Consider the following 16,070-nt stretch of genomic DNA (forward strand, 5'->3'; position numbering starts at 1 on the left):
GCGGGCCCCACCTCGACGCGGAACTAGGCTGGTGGACGTGCAGGCGCTTCCCGAACCACTCGACACGAGTGCGCTCACCCGACCGCTTCCCCGCCACGAGGTTCGAGAGCAGTGGCGAGCCTTCGTCGGGGAGCACCCGGATGCCCGCGATCGCATCGGGCGAGCCCGACGGCTCACCACCACCCTGGGCGCGTTGGGAGGGCTGTTCGGCATCTTCTTCTTCGGACTCGTCGGCCTGCTCGCCTACGCGCAAGGCGGCAGGAACGCGGGAGGGATCGCCTTCGGCATGGGCACGCTCGTGGTGGTCATGATCCTCCTCGCCGTGATCCTCGTCCGGATGACGATCCGGGTCTGGTCCCGCAGGACCCTCCGGCGCACCCACCTCCGCCTCGCGACCTTCGCCGAGGCGAACGGGTTCGACTACCGGGTCGGTCCCATCGCCCTCCAGCGCGACATGCCCTGGCGGAGCCGTGGCTCGGTGAACCTCCACCGAGTCATCCGGAGCCGGGAGCCGCGCGGCATCGAGATCGCGAACTACGAGGTCATCGGCAACCGCAAGAACCTCGCGGCCCCCTTCGGCGGCTACTGCGCGCTCCGGATGCCCGTCGCGCTCCCCCACATCCTGCTCCGCGCCCAGGACGGCCGCCGTCGAGGGATGAGTGGCGCGGGCGCCCCGACCGACACCCAACGGCTCAGCCTCGAAGGAGGCTTCGACCGTCATTTCCAGCTGTACTGCCCGATCGGCTACGAGGCCGACGCCCTCTACCTGTTCACGCCCGACGTAATGGCGCGCCTCCTCGACCATGTGCGCGGCTTCGACGTGGAGATCGTCGACGACTGGCTGCTACTCGTGACCACCGACGACCTCGTCACGACCAGACCACAGGACTGGCGGGACATCGCGGACGCCGTCGACGCGCTCGACGATCGCGTCGAACGCTGGGCCCGGTGGCAGGAGACCCGAGCTGACCGTCGGAGCGCCACAGCCGACGAGTCTGCCTCGACCGCGGCGGCCGGCCGAGTCAGCACCCGTGGCCGGCGGCTCAGGGTCCGCATGAGCATCGACGACATCCTCATGTGGAGCGCGCTCGGCTTGTTCGTCGTCGGCACGATCATCGGGCTCCGGTAGCGCGCTCGAACGCGCCCGACCCGGCCCGGCTCAGTCGCCGTATTCGTCGAGGAAGGTGTCCGACTCGGCGTCGAGCGCACAGCCCTCGGCGGCGGCCTCGCCCGGGGTGCGGTCGCCGGCGTCGATGATGCTGTTCACCCGCTCGGTGATGCAGCGTTCCATCGCCCGTTCGGCGGCCGCCGGGTCGGCGGCGGTGAACCCGCCCGTCGCCGCGACGATCGCGAGGACGGCCCCGACACCGGCGATGAGGACGGTCCCACCGATCGCGAGCTTCCACCCGAGCCTCGTCGGCTCGGCCGTCCCCTCGTCGCCCGGCTCCTGCTGCTCCGTCTGCGTGAACACATCCGTCATCGGTCGACCCCCGTCGCTCAGCGCACCACCCCCGGCGCATCGCCCCAGGCTAGCAAGCGCCGTCGTCGCACCGCCCGATCGGCGACACCACGACGCGAGACGGCCTCCCGCTGGTGGGCGGGAGACCGTCTCGGTCGGATCGTCCCGGGGCTAGAAGCCCTGGGCGAGGCGGTAGTACGCGTTGTTCCAGCGCACCTCGCGCTGGAAGTCGCGCGTCGTGGTCGACTCGTCGATCACGAGGAGCTCGGTCTTGGCGATCTCCGCGAAGTCGGCGAACACCTCGACCCCGACCGCGGTCGACATGACGGTGTGGTGCGCGGCACCGGCGGTGAGCCAGGCGGCGGCCGAGGTCGCGAAGTCCGGGGCAGGCTTCCACACGGCGCGCCCGACGGGCAGCTTCGGCAGGGCCTCGATGGGCTGGACGACCTCGACGACGTTCGCCGTGAGCCGGAAGCGGTCGCGCATGTCGCTCATCGCGACGACGACGGCGGGGCCGGAGTCTGCCGTGAAGACCAGGCGCACCGGGTCCTCCTTGCCGCCGATGCCGAGCGGGTGCACCTCGAGGGTGGCACGAGCCGAGGAGAGCGTCGGGCTGACCTCGAGCATGTGCGCCCCGAGGATGAGCTCGTTGCCGGGCTCCATGTGGTACGTGTAGTCCTCCATGAGCGAGGCGCCGCCGGGGAGGCCGGCACCCATGACGGATGCGGCGCGCACGAGGACGGCCGTCTTCCAGTCGCCCTCCGCGCCGAAGCCGTAGCCGTCGGCCATGAGGCGCTGGACGGCGAGTCCAGGCAGCTGACGCAGTTCGCCGAGGTCCTCGAAGCTCGTCGTGAACGCGGCGAAGTCGCCGGCCTCGAGGAAGGAGCGCAGCCCCAGCTCGATCGCGGCGCCGTAGCGGAGCGACTCGTGCCGCTCGCCACCCTTCCGCAGCTCGGGGACGACGTCGTACAGTTCCTCGTACTCGGCGACGAGGGCGTCGATGTCGGCGTCCGTCGACGCGTGCACGGCCTCGGCGAGCTCGTTGACACTCCACGTGTTGACCTGCACACCGAAGCGCAACTCGGCCTCGGTCTTGTCGCCCTCGGTGACCGCGACGTAGCGCATGTTGTCGCCGAAGCGTGCGAGCTTGAGCTCGTGCGTGGCCGCCCAACCGGCGGCAGCGCGCTGCCACGTGCCGACCTCACGCTGGACGCGCGGGTCGGAGACGTGCCCGACGACCGTCTTGCGGGCGACGCCGAGACGCGTCTGGATGTACCCGAACTCGCGGTCGCCGTGGGCGGCCTGGTTGAGGTTCATGAAGTCGAAGTCGATCTCCGACCACGGCAGTTCGACGTTCGCCTGCGTGTGGAGGTGGAGCAGCGGCTTCTGCAGGGCGTCGAGGCCCGCGATCCACATCTTGGCCGGACTGAAGGTGTGCATCCAGGTGACGAGACCGATGACGCTGTCGTCGGCGTTCGCGTCGAGCATCGCGCGACGGATCGACTCGGAGTCCTTGAGGACGGGCTTCCACTCGATCCGCACGGGGACGTCGGCTGCGGCGCCGAGCTCGGCGGCGATGGCCTGGGACTGCTCGGCGACCTGACGGAGGGTCTCCTCGCCGTACAGGTTCTGGCTGCCGGTGAGGAACCAGACGGTGTAGTGGTCGAGCGTGGTGGTGGGCTTCGGCATGGGTGGGTCTGCTTTCTGAATGGTTCGGAGTTCGGTGTCGTGGTCCTTGCCCTTCGACGAGCTCAGGGACCGGGATCGGCTCAGGGACCGGGATCGGACCGGAGTGCGGAGGGGTTAGAGCGTGCCCTGCGGCGCCTGGCCGTAGACGTTCTGGTAGCGGTCGAACAGGGCGTCGATCGCCTCGGTCGGCATGGGCTTCGGCTCGCCGAGCTGACGCGAGATGTGCACGGTGCGGGCGACGTCCTCGACCATGACCGCGGCCTTCACGGCGTCGCGGGCGTCCTTCCCGATCGTGAACGGTCCGTGGTTCTGCATGAGCACCGCGCGCGACCGGTGACCGGTGAGCGTCTCGACGATGCCGCGACCGATCGAGTCGTCGCCGATGATCGAGAACGGACCGACCGGGACCTCCCCGCCGAACTCGTCCGCCATCGCCGTGATGACACACGGGATCGGCTCGGCACGGGCCGCCCAGGCCACCGCGTAGGTGGAGTGGGTGTGCACGACGCCGCCGACCTCGGGCATATGCCGGTAGACGTATGCGTGCGCCGCGGTGTCGCTCGACGGCGACCGCTCGGCACCGGGGGTGCCCGGGATGACGTTGCCGTCGAGGTCGCAGAGGATCATGTTCTCGGGTGCGAGGTCGTCGTAGTCGACGCCGGAGGGCTTGATGACGAAGAGGTCGGCTCCCGGCACCCGGCCGGAGACGTTGCCGCCGGTCCAGATGACGAGCCCGTACCGGACGAGTTCGCCGTGCAGCTTGGCGACGTCCGACCGGACGCGGGCGATCGCGACCTCGATCTCGGGTGAGTAGGTGTTCACGCGGTTGCTCCTTCGAGGGCGGTGGTCTCGGTGTCGGTCGGCAGGCTGTCGACGCCGCCGCCGAGCGCGGCACGGCGGATGCGCTTCAGGCGCTTCATGACGTCGTTGGCGCCACGACCGAAGTAGTCGTGCAGCGTCGCGTACTCCGCGTAGAGCAGATCGTAGGCGTCGGCGGCGGCCTCGTTCGGCGTGTAGACGGCGCGGTTCACCTTGCCCATGGCGGCACTGGCGGCAGGGACGTCCGGGTAGGCCCCGGCGGCGACGGCCGCGTGGATGGCCGAACCGAGTGCGGGCCCCTGGTCGCTCGCGGTGATCGAGATCGGCAGGCGGAGGATGTCGGAGTACGTCTGCATGAGGAAGGGGTTCCGCTGCAGACCGCCGGCGACGATGAACTCGGTGACGGGGACGCCCGAGGCGTTGAAGGTCTCGACGATCTTCCGGGTGCCGAAGGCGGTCGCTTCGAACAGCGCGCGGTAGACCTCCTCGGTGCGGGTCGTGAGCGTCAGTCCGAGGACGGTACCGGAGAGCTCGTGGTCGACGAGTACCGAGCGGTTGCCCGAGTGCCAGTCGAGGGCGACGAGCCCGTGCGCGCCGACGGGCTGGTCCTGGATGAGCGAGGTGAGGTGTTCGTGGATGCTGACGCCGCGCGCCGCAGCCTCCTCGGTGTACCGGGCGGGGACCTGGTTGGCGACGTACCAGGCGAAGATGTCGCCGACGCCCGACTGCCCGGCCTCGTAGCCGTACAGGCCGGCGATGATGCCGCCGTCGACGACGCCGCACATGCCGGGGACCTCGCGGAGGACGTCGCCGTTCATGACGTGGCAGGTGGAGGTGCCCATGATCGCGACCATCTGGCCGGGCGAGACGGCCTGCGCCGCGGGTGCCGCGACGTGCGCGTCGACGTTCCCGACCGCGACCGCGATGCCCTCTCGGAGACCGGTCCACGCAGCGGCCTCGGCCGACAGGGTGCCGGCGGCGGCGCCCAGCTCGCCGATCTCGTGCTCGACCTTGTCGTCGGCGAACCGTTCGAAGGCGGGGTTGAGGGCCGCGAGGAACTCGTGGCTCGGGTAGGCACCGTCCTGGTAGATGCCCTTGTAGCCGGCGGTGCAGGCGTTCCGGACGTAGGTGCCGGTGAGCTGCCAGATGATCCAGTCGGCCGCTTCGACCCAGTGGTCCATGCGCTCGTAGAGCTCCGGGTCCTCCTCGAGGAGCTGGAGTCCCTTGGCGAACTCCCACTCGCTCGAGATCAGGCCGCCGTAGCGCGGCAGCCAGGACTCGCCCCGCTCGGCGGCGAGCTCGTTGATGCGGTCTGCCTGCGGCTGCGCGGAGTGGTGCTTCCACAGCTTCACGTAGGCGTGCGGGCGGTCGGCGTACTCGGGCAGCTCGTTGAGCGGCGTCCCGTCGGCGATGACGGGGACCATCGTGCAAGCGGTGAAGTCGGTGCCGATGCCGATGACGGCGGCCGGGTCGATCCCGGCGGCCTCGACGGCGCGCGGCACGGCGGACTTGATGACGGCGACGTAGTCGGCCGGCATCTGCAACGCCCAGTCGGGCGGCAGCGCGGCGCCGGTCGAGGCGAGCTCGCGATCCATGACGGCGTGCGGGTAGTCGAGCACCGCCGACCCGAGTTCGGCACCGTCGGACACGCGCACGACGACGGCTCGGCCGGACAGCGTGCCGAAGTCGACGCCGATCGTGTAGGTCTCGGCGTGCGTGGCTGTCGCCTGCTCGGGGGCGCTGGCGGCCGGGTTCTGCTCGGTGTTCACCGGTGGGACTCCTTCGTCGATCTGGTGCTCGGTTGATTCGCGATGCTGTGGTGCAAGCGGGTGGGAACGGCTGCTCGGTCGGGTGGATCAGAGCTGGGCCGCACTCCAGTGTACAACGTTGTATATTGCCGTGGCCATGGACAGGACGATGCGATCTCGACTCATGCGAGACCGCCCATCGCCTCGATGACGGCGCGTGCGTCGAGACGCTCGGCATCCGCGGCGCCGACCGTGCCCACGGTCCCCACGATCCGGCCCGCACGGACGGCGACGACCCGGTCGCAGACGGCCGCGAGCGCCGCAGGGTCCTCGCTCGAGACGACGACCGCCCGACCGGACGCCGCGAGCGAGCGGATGCGTGCGTACCGCTCCGCCCGGCGGCGTCCGTGGTCGGAGCCGGGTGCGCCCGTCGCTCCGAACGGTTCGGCGAGCAGCACGGCGCGCGCCTCCGTGTCGGCGACGACGCGGAGCGACTCGGTGAACTGGTCGGCGTCCGGTCCGCGGTGCACACCGGGCAGTGCGGCGACCAGGCCGCTCGGCACGGTGGTCGCCCGGTAGTCGCGGCGCGGGTCGGCCACGCCGAGCCTGACCATCCTCGTGAGGGCGTCCGGGGAGACGCTCGACGGCACCCCGCCGAGGAAGGCGAGGTCGAAGCGGATCGGATGTTCGGTCGTGTAGAGGACCCCGGCGGCGCGCGCCAGATCCGTCGTCGAGACGTCGACCACCGCACCGTCGAGCGCGACCGTGCCACGGGTCCGCGCGCCGTACGATCGACCGAAGACGCTCAACAGCACCTCCCCGGCACCGGAGTCGGGCGGACCGAAGAGGCCGAGCACCTCCCCCGGCGCACAGGCGAAGGACAGATCGTCGACGACGGTCCGCCCGGGGTCCGCCGGGTGACTCGCGGTCCAGTGTCCGACGGCGAGTCCGGCAGCCGTCACCGGCGTCGCGATCGACGAAGCGTGGTCCGACGTCGATGTTCCGTCGGCGACCGGACGGGACGCGTCGACGCCGCCGACCGCGGCGGCCAACGCGGCGAGCACCTCGCGTTCCCCGTCCACGGTAGACAGCCGGATCGAGGGCGACGGGGCACCGCCGACGGCGAGCACGGTCGCCGTCGTGGCGACCCGCGCGAGCCCGGTGACGGCCCCGGTCGCGAGCAGGACACCGGATGTGGGGGCAGCGGTTCGACGAGCTCGGGCCACCTCGACCATCGCCTGCCGCCAGCGCTCGACCTCGTCCGCTCGGAGTGCGGGTCCGCTGTCGTCGATCACGATGAGCGACGCCTCCGAGGCGACCGCCCTGGCCAGCTCCACGAGCCGACGCTCCACGACCGACAGGGCACCGGCGGAGTCCGCGGGTGACCGGTCGAGCCCGACGACAGCCAGAGCGCGGTGGATCCGCTCGGTGTCGCTCTGCCCGACGGACGTCCGGTCGGCGGACCGTCCTCGGAGGAGCCGCATGACCGTCTCCCGCAGTCCCACCCCACGCTCGGACCCGAGGAGCACGTTCTCACCGATGGTCTGCGACCAGCTGATGGCCTGCCCGGCCGTGACGACCGCCACCCCGGAGGCGCTCGATGCAGCCCGGGACGACAGCCGCGCCGGTCTGCCGGCGACGAGCACCGTCTCGGAACCGGACGCTCCGACCGCGCCGCGCGGGGCGGGAGACGTCCCGGACAAATGCGCGATCAGATGCCGGAGCGCGGAGACCGTTCCGAGCACGGCGTGCACCGTGCCGAAGGGCACCTCGAGCAGCGGCCGGCCGTCCCGCAGGACCGCGAGCGCCGCTGGCGGGACCGACGAGGACTCGGGTGCAGCGGTCGCCTCGCCACCACGCACGGAGGCGAGGGCACCGGCCAGGTCGCCGGTGCTCTCGCCTCCGTGGTGGATGTCCATGCGTCGGATCGATCCGGGTTCCGCGGTCGCGGACCTCGGGATCAGCGTCCGCCGCTGCGGCGCTTGTTGTAGACGTCGAAGGCGACGGCCAGCAGCAGCACGAGGCCCTTGACGGCCTGCTGCCACTCGATGCCGAGGCCGATGATCGACATACCGTTGTTCAGCACACCGATGATGAGACCACCGATGATCGCGCCGCCGATGGTACCGACGCCACCCTGCACCGCGGCTCCACCGATGAAGGCCGCGGAGATCGCCTCGAGCTCGAAGCCGTCACCGGCCTTCGGACCGGCGAGGTTCAGGCGGGCCGTGAAGATGAGGCCCGCGAGCGCCGCGAGGAAGCCCATGTTGACGAACAGGAAGAAGTCGACCTTGCGGGTCTTGATACCGGACAGCTCCGCGGCGTGACGGTTGCCACCGATCGCGTAGATGTGGCGGCCGAACACCGAGCGGTTCATGACGATGCCGTAGACGAGCACGAGGACGGCCAGCACGATGAGCGTGACCGGGATCCCCTTGTAGGCGGCGAGGGCGTACACGAAGAAGCCGATGCCCGCGATGATGAGGACGAGCTTGGCGACGAACCACGGGAACGGCTCGGTCTCCTGGCCGTACTTCTGACGACCGAGGCGCGTGCGGACCTGCTGCACGACGAGGCCGACGACGGCGATGACGCCGATGCCGAGCGTGAGCGGGTCGATCGGGAAGTCACCGAACACGTCGTTCAGGAAGCCGTTGCCGAGCGCGCGGTACTCCGCCGGGAAGGAACCGATGTTGGCGTTGCCGAGGACCACGAGCGCGAGGCCACGGAAGATGAGCATGCCGGCCAGGGTCACGATGAACGCCGGGATCCCGACGTAGGCGATCCAGAAGCCCTGCCAGACACCGACGAGCGCGCCGATGGCGAGCGACAGGATGACCGCGATCCACCACGGCATCTGCATCTGCACGGCGAACACACCGGAGACCGCACCGACGAAGGCCGCGACGGAACCGACCGACAGGTCGATGTGGCCGGCGATGATGACCATCACCATGCCGATCGCGAGGACGAGGATGTACCCGTTCTGCACGATCAGGTTGGAGATGTTCTGCGGCCGCAGCAGGATGCCGTCGGTGATGACGGCGAAGAACACGACGACGAGCAGGAGGGCGATGAAGATGCCGTTCTTGCCGAGGTCGCTGAGGATGTGGGTCAGCCAGCTCGTGAAGCGGTTGGTGGCCGGGTTGACGAGGCCGCCGGCGGCGGTGCCGTCGCCTGCCGGGACGGTGGGTTTGGTGTCCAGATCGGACATTGCGGTTCTCCTTCGATCCGTCCGCGCCCGCGTCAGCGGGGCTTCTCCATGGTCATGAGCTTGAGGAGCGCTTCGGGGTTCGCTTCCTCGATCGGCAGTTCGCCGGTGATGCGGCCCTCACTGAGGGCGTAGATGCGGTCGCAGATGCCGATGAGCTCGGGGAGCTCGGAGGAGATGACGATGACGCCCTTCCCCTCGGCGGCGAGGCGGTTGATGATCGTGTAGATCTCGTACTTCGCACCGACGTCGATGCCACGCGTGGGCTCATCGAGGATGAGGACGTCGGGGTCGGAGTAGATCCACTTCGAGAGGACGACCTTCTGCTGGTTGCCGCCCGAGAGCTTCCCGGTCTTCGCGAGCACGTTCGGAGCCTTGATGTTCATGCTCTTCCGGTACTCCTCGGCGACCTTGTACTCCTCGTTGTCGTTGACGAGTCCGCCGCGTTCGAGCTTCTTCAGCGAGGCCATCGAGATGTTCCGCTTGATGTCCTCGATGAGGTTGAGGCCGTAGTACTTGCGGTCCTCGGTGGCGTACGCGAGTCCGTTGTCGATCGCCTCCGACACCGTGCGCGTGCGGATCTCGGTGCCGTTCTTGAACACCTTGCCGCTGATGCGGCTGCCGTACGACTGGCCGAACAGGCTCATCGCGAACTCGGTGCGGCCGGCGCCCATGAGGCCGGCGATGCCGACGATCTCACCGGCGCGGACGTTGAGGTTGACGGCGTCCACCATCACGCGGGTCGGGTCCTGCGGGTGGTGGGCGGTCCAGTCCTCGACGCGCAGGATCTCCTCGCCGATGTTCGGCGTGTGGTCCGGGTAGCGGTGTTCGAGGTCGCGGCCGACCATGTCCTTGATGATGCGCTCTTCGGTGACGTCGTTCTTCACGATCGTCTCGATGGTCTTGCCGTCGCGGATGACCGTGACGGTGTCGGCGACCTTCTTGATCTCGTTGAGCTTGTGGCTGATGATGATCGACGTGATCCCCTGCTCCTTGAGGTGCAGGATCAGGTCGAGCAGGTGGTCGGAGTCCTCGTCGTTCAGTGCGGCGGTCGGCTCGTCGAGGATGAGGAGCTTCACGCGCTTCGAGAGGGCCTTCGCGATCTCGACGAGCTGCTGCTTGCCGACGCCGATCTCGAGGATCTTGGTCGTCGGGTTCTCCCGCAGGCCGACCCGGGCGAGCAGGGCTGCCGCCTCCTGGTTGGTGCGGTTCCAGTCGATGAGGCCGAGCGGCCCCTTCAGCTCGTTGTTGAGGAAGATGTTCTCCGCGATGGAGAGGTAGGGGCTGAGGGCCAGCTCCTGGTGGATGATGACGATGCCCTTGGACTCCGAGTCGCGGATGTCCTTGAACTCCATCGTCTCGCCCTCGAAGACGATGTCGCCCTCGTAGGTGCCGAACGGGTAGACGCCGGACAACACCTTCATGAGCGTCGACTTGCCGGCGCCGTTCTCACCGCAGATGGCATGCACGGTACCGCGCTGCACATCGAGCGTGACGTTCGAGAGGGCCTTGACGCCGGGGAAGGTCTTGATGATGTTGCGCATCTCGAGGATGCTCGTGGTCTCGCCTGACACCGTGTCTCCTTACAGGTGATCGTCGTTGAACCGGGCCCCCCGACAGGCCCAGGGATCGGAAGTGATTCCGTTCCCTGAGCCTGTCGAAGGGGTGTGGCAGGACTGACTAGCCCTTGATCTCGTCTTCGGTCCAGTACCCGGAGTCCACGAGGACTTCCTGGATGTTGTCCTTGACGACGATCTGCGACTCGAGGAGGAAGGACGGGACGACCTTCTTGCCGTTGTCGTAGTCCTCGGTGTTGTTGACCTCGGGCTTCTCACCGTTCAGCACGGCGACGGCCATCTTGACGGCTTCGCTCGCCAGCTGGCGGGTGTCCTTGAAGATGGTCGCGTACTGCTCGCCGGACTCGATGGCCTTGACCGAGTCGAGCTCGGCGTCCTGGCCGGAGATGACGGGCCAGCCGTCGCCCACCGAGTAGCCGGCGTCGGTCAGCGCCGAGATGATGCCTCGCGAGATGCCGTCGTAGGGCGACAGGACCGCGTTGACCTTGCTGCCGTCGGAGTAGGTCGACGTGAGGATGTTCTCCATACGCTTCTGCGCGGTCTCACCGTCCCAACGGAGCGTTGCGGCCTGCTCGAAGGAGGTCTGGCCGCTGGCGACCTTGAGGGTGCCCGCGTCGATGAACGGCTTCAGGGTGTCCTGAGCGCCGTCCCAGAAGAACGTGGCGTTGTTGTCGTCGGGCGAGCCGGCGAACATCTCGATGTTGAACGGACCGGCGGGTGCGCCCTCGGTGGGCTTGCCCTCGAGGTCGACGAGGCCGAGGCCGTTGAGGACGGAGTTGGCCTGCTGCACGCCGACCTTGTAGTTGTCGAACGACGCGTAGTAGTCGACGTTCTCGCTGTCGCGGATCAGGCGGTCGTAGGCGATGACGGGGATGTCGCCGTCCTTGGCCTCCTGCAGCACGCTCGTGAGCGTGGTGCCGTCGATGGAGGCGATGATCAGGACGGAGGCGCCCTTGGTGATCATGTTCTCGATCTGCGAGACCTGGGTGGGGATGTCGTCCTCGGCGTACTGCAGGTCGACCTTGAAGCCCTCCTTCTCCAGCTGCTCCTTGACGGCGTTGCCGTCCTGGATCCAGCGCTCGGAGCTCTTGGTGGGCATCGCGACGCCGACGAGCTTGCCGTCGCCTTCGCCGCCGCCCGATCCGCCGCTTGCGCCGCCGGAGCAGCCGGCGAGCGACACGACCATCGTGCCTGCGGCCAGCGTGGCGAGGAGCATTCTCTTCTTCACTGTGTGGTTCCTTCCCTAGGGAGTTGCTTGGACGTCATTGTCATGCGCAGGTCTGTCGGCTTCGATGTGTCCAGCTCATCGAGGCCGCTCATCGGCTACGTGGCGTTCGCGGGTGCGGGTGCGGACGCCTCGTCGTGATGCCGGCGAGGGTGCAGGGAGAGGTGGCCGGCGGAGAGCCGGGCCGAGAGGGAGCTGTGGTCGGATCGATCGGTGCCGTGGATCGGGAGGTGGCTCATCGCCGACCTGCTCGCTCCATTGCGCTTCGTTCCCACGTCGACTTCCTCGTCACTCCGAATGTGACCGTTCACATTGTGTGTCACACGATAGCCCCAGACCTCCACCTGATGTCAAGTCGGGATGTGTCTCATTTTCATAACCGGCGATTGTCGGGGCATGGTCGCGCTCTCAATCAGCCCACGCAGGCAGACGCCGGAGGAGCAGACACGCCTCGATCGGCATGCCCGGAACCCGGAGAGGTGCCCGGGCGATCCCAGTGGACGCCTAGAGTTCGGCGTCGATCGCGCGGATGACGTCCCAGGCGCCGTCCTCGGAGTTCGACAGCACGACGACGTCGATGGCGTCGGCGGCGGTCGGGCCGAAGTAGGTGCGCACGATGCCGCTCGCGCCGGGGTTGACACCGTCGAGGTACATCGATCGCACCTGGCCGTCCTCGTCGACGTCGAACTCGAAGCCGAAGCCGTAGGAGATCTCCTCGTCGACCTCGATCTGCGGGGAGGTGAACTCCTCGGTCAGCTCGGCGGTGAGGATCTTCGCGTCGCGGGCGGCGCGCAGGAAGGTGATGAGGTCGGCCGCGGTGGACTGTGCACCGGCGTCCGGGCCACCGAGCGGTGGGAACGCGTCGGCGTTGGAGTGCCAGACGCCGTCGTCGTCGACGTCGCCGCCCTCGGCCAGGCCGGGCTCGCCCGTCCGGCGGTCGACGAAGCCCGAGTGGTCCATGCCGAGGAGCGCGAACACCTGCTGCTCGATGAGCTGGCGGTATGGCAACCCCGTCACGCCCTCGAGCGCGAGCCCGAGCAGCACGTAGCCCGCGTTGACGTAGTTCGCCTCTTCCCCAGGGGCCGCGAGCGGCTCCTTGTCGGCGAAGAGCGGCAGGAGGTCGGCGGTCTCGCGGATCGACGAGGCCGGGCGCTCGGCCCAGAGGTCGTCGTAGCTCTCGCCGGCGGTCTCGTCGGCGTCATCGGCGATGCCGGAGGTGTGGGTGAGGAGGTGGAGCAGCTGGACGTCGCGGCGGATGGTGGTGCCGTCGAGGTCGACGTACTCGTGGATCGATTCGTCGAGGTCGATGTGTCCGGCGTCGACCTGCTGGAGCACGGCGGCGGCGGTGAAGAGCTTCGTGATGGACGCCGTGTCGAAGCGGGTGTCGAGCGTGATGGGCTCGTCGCGCTCCCGCGAGGCGAGGCCACGGGCGGCCTCGAAGAGCGTCTCCTCACCGCGCTTGACGAGCACGACGCCCGAGAAGTCGGTGGCTTCGATGACGCGGGCGACGCTTTCGGTATCCATCCCCCAACGGTACCGTCGTGGACCCCTCCGTGGCTCCACACACCCTGGGGGACCCGATCCGTCGGGGGCGTGGCGCGTGTGCATAATGGGTGCAGCACGAAATGTGACCGTGCACATCGAGGTCCGAGGAATCCGTGAGCGACGACGCCGAACGGGGGCGAGCCCCCAATATCCGTGATGTCGCGCGCCTGGCCGGGGTGTCCCACCAGACGGTCTCGCGAGTGCTCAACAACCACCCGAGCATCCGCGACTCCACCCGCGACCGGGTCCTCGCGGTCATGGACGAGGTCAACTACCGTCCGAACCGGGCGGCGAGGGCGCTCGTGACGAGTCGGTCGCGGACCATCGGCGTGCTCGCGAGCCAGCGGTCGCAGTACGGTCCGGCGAGCATGATCCAGGCGATCGAGAACGCGAGCAAGGACGCCGGGTACCTCGTGAGCACGGCGAACCTGCCCGACGTCTCCGACGCGTCGATCGTGGCCGCCGTCGAGCATCTCCTCGCGCAGTCGGTCGACGGCATCGTGGTCATCGCGCCGCAGGTCCGGGTGTTCCGGGCGATCGAGGAGTTGCAGGTCCGGGTGCCGTTCATCGCGGTGCAGTCCGGCGGCGACCTCGACGACCACTCGATCGGCGTCGACCAGGTCGCCGGTGGACGCTTGGCGACGCGGCACCTCATCGAGCTCGGCCACCGGAACATCTACCACCTCGCCGGCCCGCAGGACTGGATCGAGGCGGAGGCGCGCATGCACGGGTTCCTCGCCGAGATGAGCGCGCAGGACGTGCCGACGACCGCGCCGATCCTCGGTGACTGGACCGCGGACTTCGGGTATCGCGCCGGGATCGAGCTCATGCGGGTGCGCGACTTCACGGCGATCTTCTCGTCGAACGACCAGATGGCGCTCGGTCTCATCCACGCGATCCGCGACGAGGGGTACGACGTGCCGCGGGACGTGTCGATCGTGGGGTTCGACGACATCCCGGAAGCGCCCCACTTCTGGCCGCCGCTCACGACGGTGCGGCAGGACTTCGACGAGCTGGGGCGTCGCTGTGTCGCGCGGTTGCTCGGCAACCTCGAGGTCGACGCCGTCGGGTACCGGGGAACGATCGAGCCCGAGCTGATCGTGCGGAAGTCGACGGGTCGCCCGGCCTTCTGACCCCTGTCCGTCCTGGTCGTGTGTGGTGGTGGGGTGGTGGTGGCGCCAGCGCGGTGCGCTGACGCGAGCGCGGGTCACACGCGTGAGCGCGCCCCTCTGGAGACCCGCGCTCGAGTCCCCGGCCCGCGCCCAAGCCGGTTCGGGCGGTCCCACGCCAGCGCACCGCGCTGGCACCGGGTGACGACGGCTCGCGCCAGCGCACCGCGCTGGCACCGGGTGACGACGGCTCGCGCCAGCGCGGTGCGCTGACGTGAGTGCGGGTCGTACGCGTGGGCGCGCCCCTTTGGAGACCCGCGGTCACGCGCCAGGCCCGCGCTCACGCCGATGCGGGTGATCTCACGTCAGCGCACCGCGCTGACCACCAGACCCTCAGCGCCCGGGGGGAGGGGGACGATCACGAGGCGGCACGGGTCACCAGGCGGCGGGGTCCGCGATGAGTCGATCGAACGCGAGTTCCGCGGCACCGATGAGCAGGAGGTCCTGGCCGAGTGCAGCACGCACGATCGCGACGTCCTCGAACGGCGGCACGAGCGCCCGCTCACGGACCGCGTCGTGCAACTCCTCCGACGCCAGCTCGAGCACGATCCCGAGATGCCCGCCGAGGACGACGAGCTCCGGGTCGAGGATGTTCACCGTCCCGGCGAGCGCCCGCCCGAGCGTCCTGGCCTGCCGGACGACCTCCTCGCGCATCGCCCCGGCCGGATCGGCCTCGATACCCTCGGCGAGGGCAGCTTCGAGGACCGCGTCGTCCCCCGCGGCGAGGCCGGCGACGCGGAGCAGTTCGCTGCGTCGGACGGCGTCTTCGAGTGCGTTGCCCGCGGCCGTCGCCGAGGTGTGACCGAACTCCCCCGCGTACCCGCGCGCACCTCCGACGGGTCGGCCTCCGGCGATGATGCCACCACCGATACCGCTCGCGCCGCCGTTCAGGTAGACGAGGTCGTCGATGCCGCGGCCCGCTCCGAAGGTCCGCTCCGCCCGCGCGCCGAGACTCGCGTCGTTGGCCGCGAACACCGCGCGACCGGTCGCGGCGCGCAGCCGTTCGACGAGGGGCTCGTCGACCCATCCCAGGTGCGGTGCGAGCCGGACGACGCCGTCGGCGTCCCGGACGAGGCCGGGGATCGCCAGCCCGATCCCACCGCCACCCCGAGCCTCGTCGGGTAGGCGGTCGGCGAGGTCCGCGACCAGCTCCGCGATGATCTGTGTGGCCTCGGCCGCCGTCGGGGTCGTGTCGACCTCGCGACGCACTCGCTCGACGACCTCGCCGCCGAGTCGCACGGCCGCCACTGTGATCGCGTCGAGTTCCGGGTTCGCCGCGAAGGCGACGGCTCGCGGGCCGGCCGAGACGAGCGGCGAGGGCCGACCGACACCCTGCCCGCCGACCGGGACCGATTCCGTGACGATGCCGATCGACGCGAGTTCGGTGACGAGCGCTGCGACCGTCGACCGGTTGAGGCCGGTCGCCTTCGTGAGCGCCGACCGCGACTGCACGCCGCCCTGGTGCACGAGCTCGACGATCCGTCCGAGGTTGCGACGGCGCACCGAGTCGAGTCCGCTCCCCATGCCGGATCCGCCCGCCGGACCCGCCCCGACCGCTGTCGACTCGCTCACACGCACACCCTCTGCTCGATCCCTCCAGTGTTCCCTATCCGGGCCCGCGCCGGTTC

Annotated in this window: 13 protein-coding genes; 2 read left to right on the top strand and 11 right to left on the bottom strand. The window is 69.4% G+C overall.

Going from position 1 to position 16,070, the window contains the following annotated elements; genetic code table 11:
* Window positions 1-37: 37 nt before the first annotated feature.
* Window positions 38-1,129 carry a hypothetical protein gene (locus QRN19_RS07980; RefSeq protein WP_285026224.1) on the top strand — a complete coding sequence of 364 codons (1,092 nt, stop codon included), beginning with the start codon at window positions 38-40 and terminating at the stop codon, window positions 1,127-1,129.
* 30 nt (window positions 1,130-1,159) lie between these two features.
* Here QRN19_RS07980 and QRN19_RS07985 read toward each other — a convergent pair whose 3' ends face one another.
* From QRN19_RS07985 to QRN19_RS08030, 10 genes are all read right to left on the bottom strand, one after another.
* On the bottom strand, window positions 1,160-1,480 hold the full coding sequence (locus tag QRN19_RS07985; protein ID WP_285026226.1) for a hypothetical protein: 321 nt from the start codon (window positions 1,478-1,480) through the stop codon (window positions 1,160-1,162).
* A 150-nt stretch (window positions 1,481-1,630) separates the two neighbouring features.
* Complete coding sequence (gene araA / locus QRN19_RS07990; protein ID WP_056014267.1) at window positions 1,631-3,148, bottom strand: L-arabinose isomerase; 1,518 nt, start codon at window positions 3,146-3,148, stop codon at window positions 1,631-1,633.
* 114 nt (window positions 3,149-3,262) lie between these two features.
* Window positions 3,263-3,970, bottom strand: a complete 708-nt coding sequence (locus tag QRN19_RS07995; RefSeq protein WP_285026227.1) for an L-ribulose-5-phosphate 4-epimerase — start codon at window positions 3,968-3,970, stop codon at window positions 3,263-3,265.
* Entirely contained in the window at window positions 3,967-5,664 is a 1,698-nt protein-coding gene (araB, locus tag QRN19_RS08000; protein ID WP_502928136.1) for a ribulokinase, read from the bottom strand. Before araB ends, QRN19_RS07995 begins: the two co-directional genes overlap by 4 nt.
* Window positions 5,665-5,897: 233 nt before the next feature.
* Complete coding sequence (locus tag QRN19_RS08005) at window positions 5,898-7,634, bottom strand: ATP-binding cassette domain-containing protein (protein ID WP_285026229.1); 1,737 nt, start codon at window positions 7,632-7,634, stop codon at window positions 5,898-5,900.
* Between the two features lie 41 nt (window positions 7,635-7,675).
* Window positions 7,676-8,929: a multiple monosaccharide ABC transporter permease gene (gene mmsB / locus QRN19_RS08010; RefSeq protein ID WP_064294995.1), complete on the bottom strand. Its 1,254-nt coding sequence runs from the start codon at window positions 8,927-8,929 to the stop codon at window positions 7,676-7,678.
* Window positions 8,930-8,961: 32 nt separating this feature from the next.
* Window positions 8,962-10,470, bottom strand: coding sequence for a multiple monosaccharide ABC transporter ATP-binding protein (gene mmsA, locus QRN19_RS08015; RefSeq protein WP_064295024.1), 1,509 nt, complete (start codon window positions 10,468-10,470; stop codon window positions 8,962-8,964).
* A gap of 136 nt (window positions 10,471-10,606) precedes the next feature.
* A complete protein-coding gene (chvE, locus tag QRN19_RS08020; protein ID WP_079706775.1) occupies window positions 10,607-11,719 on the bottom strand; it encodes a multiple monosaccharide ABC transporter substrate-binding protein in 1,113 nt (370 codons plus the stop codon).
* A 107-nt stretch (window positions 11,720-11,826) separates the two neighbouring features.
* Entirely contained in the window at window positions 11,827-11,967 is a 141-nt protein-coding gene (locus tag QRN19_RS08025; RefSeq protein ID WP_168223312.1) for a hypothetical protein, read from the bottom strand.
* 265 nt (window positions 11,968-12,232) lie between these two features.
* Window positions 12,233-13,252 (bottom strand): serine hydrolase domain-containing protein, encoded by a 1,020-nt coding sequence (locus QRN19_RS08030; RefSeq protein ID WP_285026230.1) that lies wholly within the window; start codon window positions 13,250-13,252, stop codon window positions 12,233-12,235.
* Window positions 13,253-13,386: 134 nt separating this feature from the next.
* On the opposite strand from QRN19_RS08030, the gene QRN19_RS08035 reads away from it, so the two are divergent.
* Window positions 13,387-14,406 (top strand): LacI family DNA-binding transcriptional regulator, encoded by a 1,020-nt coding sequence (locus QRN19_RS08035; protein WP_064294998.1) that lies wholly within the window; start codon window positions 13,387-13,389, stop codon window positions 14,404-14,406.
* Between the two features lie 411 nt (window positions 14,407-14,817).
* On the opposite strand, the gene QRN19_RS08040 is transcribed toward QRN19_RS08035, so the two are convergent.
* On the bottom strand, window positions 14,818-16,014 hold the full coding sequence (locus QRN19_RS08040; RefSeq protein WP_285026231.1) for an ROK family protein: 1,197 nt from the start codon (window positions 16,012-16,014) through the stop codon (window positions 14,818-14,820).
* Window positions 16,015-16,070 lie beyond the last annotated feature (56 nt).

Source organism: Plantibacter sp. ME-Dv--P-122b, assembly GCF_030209375.1.
Classification (GTDB): domain Bacteria; phylum Actinomycetota; class Actinomycetes; order Actinomycetales; family Microbacteriaceae; genus Plantibacter.